Raw genomic sequence first — 13,000 nt, forward strand, 5'->3', positions numbered from 1 at the left:
GTGAACAGAGCACTCCAACGACAGCACCGCTATGCTCGCCCCAACGTCCGACGACCGTCTTGCGCGGATTGATACTCCCCCGGCCACCACGCCGAACTATGTGGGGGATCAAAGGGGTTGTATTCGTGGCTTATGCCCTCGCTTTCGGAGGGTTCCTCCTGTTCTCCGACTCCGGGGTGACGACCGCGCTCGGACTCACGCTGATCACGATCGCGAGTGGTGCAGTCGTCGCCCGGTTCGGGCTCAGGCGTCCATCGCGGCCGCGAGAGTGAACGTCCCCTCGTAGAGCGCAGTGCCGACGACGACGGCCGCCGCGCCTGCCTCCCGGAGCGCCCGGACGTCCTCCAGCGAGGCGACGCCGCCGGAAGCGACCACGGGGATGTCGACGGCCTCGACGACCCGGCGGGTCACGTTCGTCTGGACGCCGCCGAGTTGGCCCTCGACGTCGACGTCGGTGAAGAGGATCGCGCCCGCGCCCAGCTCCTTGTAACGCGCCGCGGCCTCCGCCGGATCGAGGCCGGTGCCTTCGGTCCACCCGGAGACGACGACCTCGCCGTCCTTGGCGTCGAGGCTCACCATCACGCGTCCGGGGTACTCGTCGCTGATCTCGGCGACCAGTTCGGGCTCCTCGACGGCCGCGGTCCCGAGAATCACGCGGGCGACGCCCCGGTCGAGCAGGTCGGCCGCGTCGGCGGCAGTGCGGATCCCGCCGCCCAGTTGCACCGGGACGTCGACGGCGTCGACGACAGCCTCGACAGCCGCCGCATTTTCGCGCTCGCCCTCGAAGGCGCCGTCGAGATCCACGAGATGCAGCGTCTCGGCGCCCGCTTCGACCCAGCGTTCCGCGGCCGCGACCGGATCGCCGTAGCGCTTCTCGGTCCCGCGCTCGCCCTGAACGAGCTGGACCACCTCGCCGTCCTGCATATCGACGGCGGGCACGACCTCGAAGGTGGGGAACGTGTCAGTCATACTCGGGGGTCCGGCGGGGAGCGGCCTAAAGTCTCCGGACCGGACCTTACTCCGTCAACGGCAGCACGATCCCGAACACGAACGGCGAAAGCAGGGCGAGCAACACGCCGATCCACTCCGCGTCGACGAGGAGCGCGTGTTCCCACGCGGGGACGGCGATGCCGGTGACACCGATTGTGAGTTCGCCGATCGCACCCAGCGCGAACAGTCCGAGGCCCAGGAAAAAGCCGCCCCTGGTGAGCCTCGCGTAGTTCAGATCGCGGTGACGTCCTGCCATCTCTACCGGAGCGGTGGCCGCGCCCGCCCGATTACCTTTCGATCTGCGTCCGGTCGGCAACCGAAAGAGTCTCAAGGTGACTCCGGAACCAGGGAGTATGACGACGGCTCTGCTCGAACTGTTGCCGGCCGTGCTGGAACTGTCGCTTTTCGGCGTCGCGTCGGTCGGGCTCTCGCTGCTCGGCGCCTACATCGAACGGTTCGCCGTCTCGACGGCGCAGCACGGCGACCTGCTCTTGGCGCTCTGGATGGCGGTGATGGGCGCCGTGGCGCTGTACTTCGGCTACCTCGTCGCTGTCGACAAGTTCCTCCCGACGCTGACCGAGTTCACGGAGGGTCCGCCCGCGGGCGAGTGAGGCAGTCGGGGGTGGGTCTCCCGGGTGACTGTCGCGCACCGGGTCGCAATCACTTTTACTGCGCACCGAGGAGTACCCCGCAATGAAACTGTTCGGTTCGAGCGGAACCCGGGGGGTCGTCGGCGACAGCCTGACACCCGAGTTCGTCCTCCGTATCGCCAAGGGGGCCGGGACGGTGTGGGATGCCGACCGGATCGCCGTGGCGCGGGACACCCGGACCTCGGGCGAGATGCTCTCGAACGCGGCCGCAAGCGGCCTCGCGAGCGTCGGCGTCGACGTCGACCGACTGGGTCCGACGCCGACCCCGAGTGCGGTCCGCTACGCCGGCGTCACCGAGCAGCCGGCGCTCGTGATCACGGCCTCGCACAACCCCGCGGAGTACAACGGGGTGAAACTCGTCGGCGCCGACGGGATCGAACTCGGGATCGACGACCTCGAAACGATCGAAAGCCACGTGCTCGAAGAGCGCTTTGCGACCGCCGCGTGGGACGAAGTCGGCGACGTCCGCGAGGTCCGCGCTGCGAACCGCGAGTACATTGCGGAACTGCTCGAATCCGTCGACCGCGAGGCCATCGCCGACGCGGATCTCACTGTCGCGTTGGATCCGGGTGGCGGGGCTGGCGCGCTGACGAGCCCCGAATTCTTCCGGAAACTCGGCTGCGACGTCGTCACGGTCAACGCCACGCCCGACGGCCACTTCCCCGGCAGGCAGCCCGAACCCACCGAGGAGCATCTCGACGACCTCCGCGCGCTGGTGACGGCCGCCGACGCGGACGTCGGCATCGCCCACGACGGCGACGCCGACCGGGCGGTGTTCGTCGACGAGACCGGCGCGTTCGTGCCTGGCGAGTCCTCGCTTGCGGCACTCGCTGCTGCCGAACTCGAAGCGGGGGACACTGCAGTCGCCGCTGTCAACGTCTCCCAGCGGCTGGTCGACGTCTGCGACGAGGTCGGCGCGACGCTGGAGTTGACGCCGATCGGATCGACCAACATCATCACGCGCATCCGACAGCTCCGGGCCGAGGGCACACACGTCCCGATCGCCGGCGAGGGCAACGGCGGCATCTTCTATCCGGACTACCGACTCGTCCGCGACGGCGCGTACGTCGGCGCGAAGTTCCTCGAACTCGTCGCCGAGCGGTCGGTCTCGGAGATCGTCGCCCCCTACTCCGCATACGAGAACGTCCGTATCAACCTCCCTTACGAGACCGACGCCGAACTCGACGCGATGTTGGACACCGCCGCGGAGTTCGCCGCCTCCGCTGACGCGGAGCCGGATACCACCGACGGCTACCGGCTCGACTACGGCGACGCGTGGGTGCTCGTCCGACCCTCCGGGACCGAACCAAAGGTGCGCGTCTACGCGGAGGCTGGCGACACCGAGCGCGCCAGGACACTCGCAGAGCAGGCGGCCGAGCCGCTCCGAGAGGCGGCTGCGGCGGTCGAGTGACGACTCTCGCGGTTCTGGTCGGCGTCGAAGTTCATAGCAGCGTCACTACACCCGAACAAGAATCGGTCAGGACTGGCGTGGGCTATACGACACAGCGGTAATATGTATCACAAGCGCCCTGCGAGATACTGAGAGTGAATCCATCACCTTCTTCGATAGCCATCGGAGAAATCGTAGAGAGTGCAGAGGAAATTTGAACAGAGTTTGATCGAACCTTGAAAAATCTTCTTTTTACGACTCTCTGTTGTGGTTTTCGGAGGCGGAGAACGCCTTCGTACCACAATGACCGAACGCGAAAGATCGACACGGCGACAGGTGCTCCGGACAGGAGCAGCCCTTGGCGTTGCAGGTATCGGGCTGTCCGTGGCTGGCATAACTGCAGCCAGCCCAGGAAAAGGAAACGAAAACGGTGAGGGGAAGCAGTTTGGGCGCGTCTACGCGAACGACGTGCTCTGGCGGACAAACGTCGTGAACGTCCTCGACGAGCGTCCCGAGCCCGAGGACAAAATCTACTTCCTGCACGATGGTAGCGGACCGATCGTGGCCAACGACGATGCGAGCGACGAGCAACGCTCTCCGTTCGTCTCCGAATCAGCGCCCGGTGACCGAGACTGGAACGGTGGGCAGTGGACTCATTACTCCGCAGAGGTGACTGATATCGCAGCGTTCAATGACGACGCCCCGCTGACCAACGATGGCGATATCTTCGATAAAGACTACATCGACGTCACTCTCGGTCGCCCTGGATTCGGCCCACCCAACTACTTCATCTGCCCGCTGAACGGTCGCGCATAGCGACCCCCCTCTCGGTCGCTATCTCTGACTACGCGTTCTGTATTCGACACCGAGATCCGAGGCAGTTACAGCGCCAAAATTCCGAACAGCAGACAGAGCAGTCCCACGGCGAGCAGGACGACTCCGCGTTCGAGAGAGCGGTCCTTCGTGGTCGGACCCGCGGCGGCAGTCTTCGCTTCGCCGGCGTCGAGCCAGTCGGTCGGGTGGCCGACCAGGCCGCTGTCGCCCCGGAGTCGCCGGATCGCCTGGATCGTTCCGAGCGCCCGCAGTCCGTAATAGATCGCGAGCGCTCCGACGGCGAACGTGACCGCCGTGACGATCACCATCAGTCGCCGTCGAGGGCGGCACTGAGTCGCTCCCGGGCGTCGCGGAGTCGGTCGAGTTCCGCGGCTGCGGCGCCCGAGCGGACGTGCTCGCGCTCTTCGGCGTCGAGTTCCTCGTGGGCGCGGGCGGCGAATCTGAGGTCCTCGTAGTCGTCCCGCCGAGTCAGGTCCCGCACCGTTCTGAGTTTCGCGATCGTCGACTCGGCGGCGAACCGGCGCAAAAGCGACGAGGCTTCGCGCACCCACCAGCGGAGCGCCTCCGCGGACGGCGGCGGCAGCGACACCGTCAGCGGCTCGGCCGAGAGGCGTTCGAGGTACGTCCGGTGGACGGCCACCGTAGTCTGGAGCAGCCCGGGGTCCTCGGCGTAGTGATCCAGTTTCGAGCCGGTGTAATCGGCGTAATCCAAGAGTGTCGGAATCGGCTCGTCGGCGTCGGGACTCTCGCGGGCGAACTCCCGGAGGTCGCGCGGTGGCGGCCGGAACTCCACGAGCGGGAACGACTCCGTCCGTTCGAGGAATTCCACGACTTCCGTGGCGGGCGCCGACTCGTAGAACGACGCGAAATCGGCTGTCACAGCGTCGTTGTACGCTTCGATCGGGTCCTGGATCTCCTCGACCGGGGCGTCGAGGTCGACGTCGGCGAAGGCGAGCATCTCCTCTCGACGTTCGATTTCCGCCTCGAGGTCTCTGAGAGCGAGCCTCGCGTTCCGACGGGCGGTCGAAAGGCCTTCCTTCGTGTCCTCGCGGCGCTCCAGGAGGTCGACGTACTCCGCGGCGGATTCGAGATCCGAGCGGGCGCCCTCGAAGTGCTCCTCGCTCAGCCGTCGGCGGTCCATCCGCTCGGCAGCGTCTTCGAAGGCGTCGTGGGCCGGGACGTCCTCGTCGAGGTCCTCGACGAGACCGAGAAAGCGATCCTGGAACTCGACGTACGCCTGGAAGTCGCCCGTGCCGGTCGCCGAATCCTCGTATCGGTCCAAGAGCCGGATCGCCTTCCGGTAGGTGTCGGCGGCGTCGACGACCGCCTCCTCGCCGACGCGTTCGATGCGGGATTCCACCTCCTCTCGACGCTCGCGGGCGTCCCGGAGGTCCTGGATGCGGGCCTCGGCCTCGTCGATGTACGACTGGACCGCTTCGTCCCCGTCGGCGCCGTCACCCCCGGTTCGCTGTCCTGAGCCGACCATCAGTACTCACTCGTAGACCGCGTCCGGGTCGAACACCTGTTCGCCGACGTGTTCCCCGTCGATCGTGCGGTAGAAACACGACCGGTGCCCGGTGTGGCACGCGCCGCCGGTCTGTTCGACGAGATACAAGAGCGTGTCGGCGTCGCAGTCGACGCGGATCTCCCGAACTGACTGGGTGTGGCCGCTGGTCGCGCCCTTCTCCCAGAGTTCCTCGCGGCTGCGCGAGTAGTAGTGGGCACGCCCCGTCTCCCGCGTCCGTTCGAGCGCCTCCGGCGAGACGTAGGCCAGCATCAACACCTCCCCGGAGTCTGCATCCTGTGCGACGGCGGGGACGAGTCCGTCCGCGCCGAAATCGACGTCGACGTCGTCGGTCATCGTTTCGACCGAGGCGTGTCCGGCCGATAGGTCTTTTGCCACCGGCGGTGCCCCATCGCTGTCGCGAACTGGACTGTGGTGCCAGGGTACGCCGGAGGCCGGGCGGCGAAACCACCTTCACGAGACGGTCGATCCGTCGGAGATCGGACGTTTCGCCGCGGGTGTTGCCGCATTCCGTGAGTCAGTCGCTTCCGCGTCCGTTCTGTCCCGAGCCGTTTTTTTGTGATCAGACGACACCGACCGCACCCAGCGCACCGAAGACGAGGTCCCCGTAGGTGAACGCCAAAAGCGTCCCCACGAACATCGGGACGATGAACGGAATCCCCGGGGAGATCCACACTTCCTCGCGGTCGACGACGATCTCCAGGCCGCCGCGTAGCTTCTCCGGGGACGTTCCGTAGGCCGTCCCCTCGATGTCGTCGAGGAACGCTTCAGCACCCCACGGATCCTCGAAGTTGCTTTCTCCGGTGTCCGACGCATAGCCGGGCGTACCCCCGTCGGTCGCGACGCCCACTGCGCCGTCAGTGGGATCGTGCGTCTCGCCGATGCTCGCGGGGTCGCGGAAGCGCCCCGGTTCAGCCCGGAGTTCCGCGAGCGTCGTCCCGCGCCACCGGAGGTACATCCGCAGCGCGTCGATGTCGAGTCCGTTTCGCGAGAATCCATCGGGCGTCTCGAACAGGCGACCGTGTGCGTCGGGGAGTGCGTTGATATCGACGCGGCGGCCGAGGAACGACACCGGAAACTGCAGGTCACCGTCGAGGAGGTTCCGCCCGGCCAACGCGAGCGGATACGCGGCCGCGAGGACGACAGTGTTCGTCAGGACCGTCATCGAGAAGACCCCGAGCGTGGTCCGAACGTCGGGGAGCGTAAACCCCGCGAAGTAGTAGGTCGGGAACGTCGGCAAAAGGATCGCGACCGTGATGAGGGCCTTCGCGTCGGCGCCGCCGAACCCACCGAGCCGCCAGAATATGTAGGCAATCGGCGCGACGAGAAAGAGGCTGACCGCGACGCGGACGAAAAACAGGACGTCGGCGGCGGCCGCAAACGAGAGGTGGCCGAGAGCGTCCCACACGAGCAGGAGGACACCGAGGCCGACCAGCGGGTACCAGGTCCGGCTCGGTACCCGTCTGGTCTCGATGTCCCGCCACGCCGCCCACCCGAGTACCGGGAGGATGGCCAGTCGGAGGAGATCAGATACGCCAGCGAACATACAGGGGAAGCGAACCCGGGGGAGTTGTACTTTGCGTCTGCGTCGGAGACGCGGCTCCGGGGGATCGGATTACCGAAATTCAGGTGACGCAGTCGGGGAACGATCAGTTCGCGCCGACGGCAAACTCGACGTCCGCGGAGTCGCAGTTCGGACAGCGCACGTCGTCGTCGGCGCTGCCAGCCGCGTCGGCGTTCGTGACGTTGCTGCTACAGTTCTCGCAAACGCACAGGCCAACGGAGCCGGAATCGTCCCCGAACAGGCCCTTGAGTGTGCTGATGAGGCTCATTTCGGAACGGCTGTGATAACCCCGTGTCTGAGATACGGTAAGGCGGCGTGGGCGCGTCGCACCTGCGTCGTAATCCGCTCGGGGTCGAGGCCGGCGGCACGGAGCAGTCGAGAGAGCAGCGGTCCCAGCGGGCTCCGTGCGAGCGCGAGAAACGCCGTCGTCCACTTCCGGAACCGACCGACGCTGTTGGCCGTAATATCCTCGAACGACTCCACCGCGAAGCCCGCCGCTTCCAGCGCCCGTCGATACCCGGTGAACGTCCCGGGCGGTTGCATATCCCACGCTGTCGCGAAAGACTCCACGAGCCCGCGTTCTCGCCCGTCGAGTCCAGACCGGGTCAAGAGGTCCGAGACGACGAGAACGCCGTCCGAATCGAGGACGTCTGCGAGTGCCGAGAAGACAGCCGCCCGGTCGGGAACGTACACGAGCGAATCGACTGCCGCACACGCGGCGAAGGACCCTGGCGCGAACGGTAACTGCGTCGCATCGCCGACGACGAACTCGGCGTCGACTGCACGGTCCCGGGCGTTCTCGCGTGCACGCTGGACGTTGTATGGCACCAGATCGATCCCGGAGACGTCGAATCCGAATCGCTCCGCGAGCGTGATCGCCGGTCCCCCGCGACCGCAGCCGACGTCGAGCAACCGGGTTCCCGTCGTGGTCGGCAGCCGCGCGGCGAGTCGCTCGCCGACCTGGTCGGCGAGCCGTCGCTGGGGGGACCCGAGGAGGTGCGGCCGGTACCGCTCGGAGAAGCCGAGATTGAGAAACGCGTCGGTGTCGAGGACGAAATCGAACGCGCGCCAGACGTCGGCGCGCTCGCCCCGGTAGGAGAACTGCTCTGCGATGCGCCGACGGATGGGTGGCGGATCCATTCGCCCTACTCCATCTCGGAGACTTCCGAGTAGCAGTGCTCCGACGCCGTACAGTAGTCGAAGTCATTACAACTCCGTGGTCGCTGATAGTCGATTCCCTTGTGTCGGCGCAGGTACGTCACGTACCCGTCGTCGACCCGGTCGAGGACGTCGTGACAGAGCCACCGTGCCCCGAACCACGTGGCGCCGAGGTTCCGGTATGGACACAGGAACACCGTCCGCTCGGTCGCGTCGACGCGGGGCGTCTCGACGATACGGACGCCGACGAGCCGGTAGGCGATGCGGAGCCGTCTGACGACCGCCTCGGGGGTATCGGCACCGAGAAAGAGAAAGTGCGCAATCGCGTACCCGAGGTCGTGCAGGATCCGCCTGAGCATTGTTAGGTCTCTGGTCGCCCACCGGCAAGAATCTTGAGCAGCGTAGCTCCCACGAGGGGCGGTCGTTCGCCGACCGAACTCCCCAGCGGCCGCCTCTCCGCCGGGTGGGTCTCAGCGGGATGCGTCTCCGCCGGGTGGGTCTCAGCGGGATGCGTCTCCGTTGGGTGGGTCTCAGCGGGATGCGTCTCTGCTGGAGTGCGTCAACGATTGCCACCGGGGGCTCGTTGCCGTCGCCCGGTGGATCCACGGGGGCGTCGTAGTGCCAAATCGATGCCGTCAGCGAGGGTCACTGTGGGAGGACGATTTCGACGACGTTTCCGTCGGCCCCGTTGGGTTCGTGGGAGATCGACCCGCCCGCCCGGCTGACGATCAGGTTGACGAGCCACAGCCCCAGGCCGCTTCCGTGGTAGGTCGCTGTCTGGGTCTCCTCGCCGAGCAACACGTCCCGCTCCATTTCCGGGATCGTTGAGCCGTCGTCACGAACTGTGATACGCACGTTCTCGGCTTCACGACGGGCACTCACCCCGACCTCGGTCGTCTCGTGGTCGTTGTGGACGACGGCGTTTTCGACCAGTTCCTCGAGTGCCGTTCCGAAGTGGTCCGACACGGAGACAGTTAACTCGCCCTGACAGTCGGTTTCGATCGAGACGCCCGGGAACCGGCCACTGATGTCGTCCACGACGCGCTTGATCAGTTTCTCGAGGTCGATATCGACCGGCCGTGGCGGCTCCGACAGCACGTCGGTGATCGCCCGTTCCTTCTCGGCCAACGCCATCAGTTCCCCGCTCTTGTCGATGATCCGCTGGGCTTCGTCGGCAATCGACTCCTCGCAGCGAGCCTGGATCGACTCGGCCCGTCCCTGGATCACGTTGATGTCGTTCCGGAGGTTGTGTCGGAGGATCCGCCCGAGGATGCGCAACTGGGCTTCGCGTTGCTTGCGGTCGGTCACGTCCTGCTGGAAGCCCACGTAGTTGAGCACCTCCCCCTCGTCGTCCCTGACGGGGGCGATGTTCAGGTGGTTCCAGAACTCCGTGCCGTCTTTCCGGTAGTTGCGAATGTCGATGGCGATTGGTTCCTCCGCTTCGATCGCCTCGCGGATCCGCGCGACCCGCTCGGAGTCGGTGTTTTCGCCTTGGGGGAACCGACAGTTGCGACCGACGGCCTCCTCACGGGAGTACCCCATCAGCTCCTCGAAGGCCTCGTTCACGTAGATCAGCGGGTTGTCTGGCTCTTTAGGATTGGAGATACTGACGCCGATGGGCGCTCGTTCGATGGCCTGGGTGCGCCGTTCGAGCGTCTCCTCGCGCTGCTTTCGCTCGGTAATGTCCCGCTGGACGGCGACGAACGCGACGAACTGGCCCTCGTCGTCTGTGACGGGCGCGATCGTCTGGTCGGCGTAGTACAGTTCCCCGCCCTTCCGTCGGTCGATGACCTCGGCGCTCCAGACGTCGCCGGCGAGGACGGTCTCCCAGAGCTCCTCGAAGTAGCTGTCCGGCATCTCTCCGGAGTTCAGGAGCTGGGGCGTCTGTCCGATCGCTTCCGCGGCGCTGTAGCCCGTGATCTCCTCGAACGCCGGGTTGACGTACTTGATCGTGCCGTCCCGGTCGGTGATGTACACGGCGTGGCCCGAGTCCTCGACGGCTTGCCTGAACAGTTCGAGCTTGCTCGTCCGCGCCTGCAGCCGGAGCGACTGGGAGCGAAGCCGGAGCAGCGCCCGGATCCGCCACGCCAGTTCTGTCTGCCGGATCGGCAAGGAGACGATCTCGTCGATCGTCGTCGCGAACACGTTGTCGGCGATCTCGCCGTCGTCGATCCCGATCACGTCGGTTCGCTTCTCGGGGAGCAAAAGCAGCACTGGGAGCAGCACTGGTCTGGCGTCGGCTTTGAGCCGTTCCAGTTCGCGGCCGGACTCCCGGAGCGCGCCCTCGTCGGTGATGCAGAGGTCGAACTCGGCGTCCGCAATCGGCGTGTCGACGTCGGCGGCGCGGTAGGTATCGTGGCCGTCGAGCCATTCGGCGAGCACCCGCTGGTTGCCGCTGTCGGCCAAAAGCGGGTAGATCGTCGGCTGCCCCTCGATCTCCGGAGACACGGCCCGTCCCTCGAGGAGGTCGTCCAGCGGGTCACCGTCCGTATCGGTGGCCGCTTCCGTGGGTTCCGCCGAGTGCTCAGTCGGTGGCATCGTCCCACTCCGGCGTCCCTGTCAGAATCCCGCGGAGGTCGGTCAACGGTTCGCCGACGTGTAGCCCCTTCTCGGTGATTTCGAGTTCGCGGAGTCGCGGCTCGTAGTCGCTCGTTCGCATCTTCAACACGCCGATCACCTTCCGGAGTTTCCCCTTGTACTCGACGTGTCGGAGGATGACGATGCTGTCGGCGAGGTGGCTGATCCGCTGTTCGGTCGCCTGGAACGATCCCGTGATCTGGTGGACCTCGTTCGTGATCAGTCCGGTCACGTTCGCGTTCCGGAGGTACTGCCCGATGTCGACGAGGTGTTCCATCGGCGCCCCATCGAAGCCGACGAGCGACTGCTCGAATCCGGTCGTCCCGTCGATCGCGATCACCTCGGCGTCGCGCTCTTCGACCTCCATCCGGATGCGTGCAGTGAACTCGTCGACAGTGAGCCCCTCGGTCCCGAGTTCCTCGACCCGGAGCGTCCCCCGCTCGATCAACTCCGCGACGGGGATGTTGACTGCTTCCGCCCGATCGAGTAGCGTCCGGGTGTTTTCCTCGAAACTGTACAGGACCGACCGCTGGCCGCGGCCGGCGGCCTCCTGCAGGAACTGCAGCGCCGTCGTCGTTTTTCCGACGCCCGTTGGGCCGCTGAAGAGCGTGACCGTCCCCGTCGTGAGGCCACCGGACAGCAGCTGGTCGAGTTCGGGGATCCCCGACGAGAGGGTCGGTCGTGGCCCGTTGACACGGTAGCGCCCCGGATCGAGCCGCGGCCAGACGGACATCCCCTCCTCGGTGATCGCGAGTGTGTGTTGGCCAGTGCGAGCGGCCGAGCCCCGGAACTTCGAGACGGAGATGGTCCGCCGGTCGGCCCCTTCCGCGACGTTGAGGACGGCGTCGACCAGAAACTGGAGTTCGTCGTCGGGCATCGACTGGGCGGCCTGAGAGGTCAAAAGGACTGTCGCGCCCTCGGCTTTGAGGAAGTCCAACAGGCTCAGAATCTGCGTCCGGAACTGGTGTTCGTCGGTCGTGAGATATCGGAACTCTGTCGCGGGATCGACGACGACGCGGTCGGGATCGATCGCCTCGACCTCCTCGCGGATCTCGTCGACGAGCGACGGGCCCTCGACCTCCGCCGAGCTGAAGAGATCGTACGTCGTCTCCGTCTGGAACTCCTCGCCGGACGGCGACAGCGTGAGGAATTCCACGGGATCGATGTCGAGGCCGAACGCCCGCGCCGTATCGCGGATGTACGTACTCGGTTCGCCGAGGTTGACGTACAGTCCCGTTTCACCGGCCTCGACGCCGCTGGCGAGGAAGTGGAGGCCGATGATCGTCTTACCTGACCCGGGTGCACCCCGAACGAGTGTCGCCGACCGGGGTCGCAGCCCACCGTTGAGAACTTCGTCCAGCCCCGCAACGCCCGTCGTCAAACGCTCTGCGGCCGGGTGTTCACTCCCGTTCGTACCCATTGTCCGAATGCAGGCGCGACGTAGGCATAACTGTTATCTCCAGTTTTCAGGGGTGATTCTCCGCCACCTAGCCGGATCGATCGAAGTATATCTTGCGATCTCTCGGTCGTACTATCGGCCGACTGGACCGATTCGAGCGGCGGAGTCCGCGGTCGTATCGAACCGCAACTGGTTCGCCACTCCCGGACGAAGAGGAACGTATGAACTGGGAGCACCTCCAAGCGGGGTGTGCCGTATGAACCGGCACCGGTCGGACGTCGTCGCCGCAGCGCTCGTCGGACTCGTCCTCCTGGTCGGGAGCGTCCTCAGTTGGCAGGCGTTCCGACAGCGTCGCGCCCTCGACGCTTCGATGGGATCGATGATGGACGGCTCGATGACAACGATGCACGGACCGAACCCGCTGTGGTACGTCCTCGGCACGCTCGTCCTCGCGGCCGTCGTCGCCGGGCTATACCTCGCGATCCGTTCGGGAATCCCGACCGAGGACGCCAGCGCACGTGGTGAGTCGTCGTCGGCCGTCAGCGCCGGAGGTGAGTCGCCCGCGGCGACACCCGAGACGGCACCGGAGCCGTCGCCCGGCGAGCAGGAGCCTCCCGGGTCGGAACCCGCCGCAATCAACCCCGAGGCCCAGCCACAGGCGCGCGTGCTCGATCTGCTGCCGGACGACGAGCGCCGGGTCCTCGAACCGGTGCTCTCCTCGCCGGGGATCACGCAGATCGAACTGCGTGACCGGTCCGGGTTCTCGAAAAGCAAAGTGAGTCAAACGGTGAGCGGGCTGGAGTCCCGCGGGTTGTTGTACCGGGAGCGACAAGGCCGGACCTACCGGATCTACCCGAGCGAGGACCTCCGGGACGCCGACCGGTGACGGCGAATCGGCGACTGCAAACCGACG

General features: G+C 66.3%; 16 protein-coding genes. 5 read left to right on the forward strand and 11 right to left on the reverse strand.

Annotation, left to right across the window (positions count from 1 at the left end):
- Nucleotides 1–98 precede the first annotated feature (98 nt).
- Nucleotides 99–272 (forward strand): hypothetical protein, encoded by a 174-nt coding sequence (locus RJT37_RS03690; protein WP_313687909.1) that lies wholly within the window; start codon nt 99–101, stop codon nt 270–272.
- Here the strand turns inward: RJT37_RS03690 and hisA are convergent.
- Together hisA and RJT37_RS03700 are read right to left on the reverse strand one after the other, a co-directional pair.
- Nucleotides 244–969, reverse strand: coding sequence for a 1-(5-phosphoribosyl)-5-[(5-phosphoribosylamino)methylideneamino]imidazole-4-carboxamide isomerase (gene hisA, locus RJT37_RS03695; RefSeq protein WP_313687911.1), 726 nt, complete (start codon nt 967–969; stop codon nt 244–246). The genes RJT37_RS03690 and hisA overlap by 29 nt on opposite strands.
- 46 nt (nt 970–1,015) lie before the next feature.
- The gene (locus tag RJT37_RS03700; protein ID WP_313687913.1) at nt 1,016–1,246 is read right to left on the reverse strand and encodes a DUF7860 family protein; all 231 of its coding nucleotides are present in this window, start codon (nt 1,244–1,246) and stop codon (nt 1,016–1,018) included.
- 97 nt (nt 1,247–1,343) lie between these two features.
- Here RJT37_RS03700 and RJT37_RS03705 point away from each other — a divergent pair, with 97 nt between their 5' ends.
- The 3 genes from RJT37_RS03705 to RJT37_RS03715 all read left to right on the forward strand — a co-directional run bounded on the left by RJT37_RS03705 (nt 1,344) and on the right by RJT37_RS03715 (nt 3,846).
- A complete protein-coding gene (locus tag RJT37_RS03705; protein WP_313687916.1) occupies nt 1,344–1,601 on the forward strand; it encodes a DUF8151 family protein in 258 nt (85 codons plus the stop codon).
- 82 nt (nt 1,602–1,683) lie between these two features.
- Nucleotides 1,684–3,051 carry a phosphoglucosamine mutase gene (gene glmM, locus RJT37_RS03710; protein WP_313687918.1) on the forward strand — a complete coding sequence of 456 codons (1,368 nt, stop codon included), beginning with the start codon at nt 1,684–1,686 and terminating at the stop codon, nt 3,049–3,051.
- A 282-nt stretch (nt 3,052–3,333) separates the two neighbouring features.
- Nucleotides 3,334–3,846: a hypothetical protein gene (locus tag RJT37_RS03715; protein WP_313687920.1), complete on the forward strand. Its 513-nt coding sequence runs from the start codon at nt 3,334–3,336 to the stop codon at nt 3,844–3,846.
- Between the two features lie 65 nt (nt 3,847–3,911).
- Here the strand turns inward: RJT37_RS03715 and RJT37_RS03720 are convergent, their stop codons facing one another.
- The 9 genes from RJT37_RS03720 to RJT37_RS03760 form a co-directional block, all read right to left on the reverse strand.
- On the reverse strand, nt 3,912–4,172 hold the full coding sequence (locus RJT37_RS03720; RefSeq protein ID WP_313687922.1) for a hypothetical protein: 261 nt from the start codon (nt 4,170–4,172) through the stop codon (nt 3,912–3,914).
- A complete protein-coding gene (locus RJT37_RS03725) occupies nt 4,172–5,350 on the reverse strand; it encodes a DUF7118 family protein (RefSeq protein WP_313687924.1) in 1,179 nt (392 codons plus the stop codon). Before RJT37_RS03725 ends, RJT37_RS03720 begins: the two co-directional genes overlap by 1 nt.
- Nucleotides 5,351–5,356: 6 nt before the next feature.
- Nucleotides 5,357–5,725 (reverse strand): phosphoribosyl-AMP cyclohydrolase, encoded by a 369-nt coding sequence (gene hisI / locus RJT37_RS03730; RefSeq protein WP_313687926.1) that lies wholly within the window; start codon nt 5,723–5,725, stop codon nt 5,357–5,359.
- Nucleotides 5,726–5,951: 226 nt separating this feature from the next.
- Nucleotides 5,952–6,935, reverse strand: a complete 984-nt coding sequence (locus tag RJT37_RS03735; protein ID WP_313687928.1) for an A24 family peptidase — start codon at nt 6,933–6,935, stop codon at nt 5,952–5,954.
- 103 nt (nt 6,936–7,038) lie between these two features.
- Nucleotides 7,039–7,221, reverse strand: a complete 183-nt coding sequence (locus tag RJT37_RS03740) for a hypothetical protein (RefSeq protein ID WP_313687930.1) — start codon at nt 7,219–7,221, stop codon at nt 7,039–7,041.
- The gene (locus tag RJT37_RS03745; RefSeq protein ID WP_313687931.1) at nt 7,218–8,093 is read right to left on the reverse strand and encodes a class I SAM-dependent methyltransferase; all 876 of its coding nucleotides are present in this window, start codon (nt 8,091–8,093) and stop codon (nt 7,218–7,220) included. Before RJT37_RS03745 ends, RJT37_RS03740 begins: the two co-directional genes overlap by 4 nt.
- A gap of 5 nt (nt 8,094–8,098) precedes the next feature.
- Nucleotides 8,099–8,470: a hypothetical protein gene (locus RJT37_RS03750; protein WP_390209082.1), complete on the reverse strand. Its 372-nt coding sequence runs from the start codon at nt 8,468–8,470 to the stop codon at nt 8,099–8,101.
- A gap of 286 nt (nt 8,471–8,756) precedes the next feature.
- Nucleotides 8,757–10,649 carry a PAS domain S-box protein gene (locus tag RJT37_RS03755; protein WP_313687933.1) on the reverse strand — a complete coding sequence of 631 codons (1,893 nt, stop codon included), beginning with the start codon at nt 10,647–10,649 and terminating at the stop codon, nt 8,757–8,759.
- Nucleotides 10,636–12,108, reverse strand: a complete 1,473-nt coding sequence (locus RJT37_RS03760; protein WP_313687935.1) for an ATPase domain-containing protein — start codon at nt 12,106–12,108, stop codon at nt 10,636–10,638. Before RJT37_RS03760 ends, RJT37_RS03755 begins: the two co-directional genes overlap by 14 nt.
- 235 nt (nt 12,109–12,343) lie before the next feature.
- Here RJT37_RS03760 and RJT37_RS03765 point away from each other — a divergent pair, with 235 nt between their 5' ends.
- Nucleotides 12,344–12,973 carry a helix-turn-helix transcriptional regulator gene (locus RJT37_RS03765; RefSeq protein ID WP_313687937.1) on the forward strand — a complete coding sequence of 210 codons (630 nt, stop codon included), beginning with the start codon at nt 12,344–12,346 and terminating at the stop codon, nt 12,971–12,973.
- The last annotated feature ends 27 nt before the right edge of the window (nt 12,974–13,000 follow it).

It is taken from the genome of Halobellus marinus, assembly GCF_032113415.1.
GTDB classification, from domain to species: Archaea; Halobacteriota; Halobacteria; order Halobacteriales; family Haloferacaceae; genus Haloquadratum; species Haloquadratum marinus.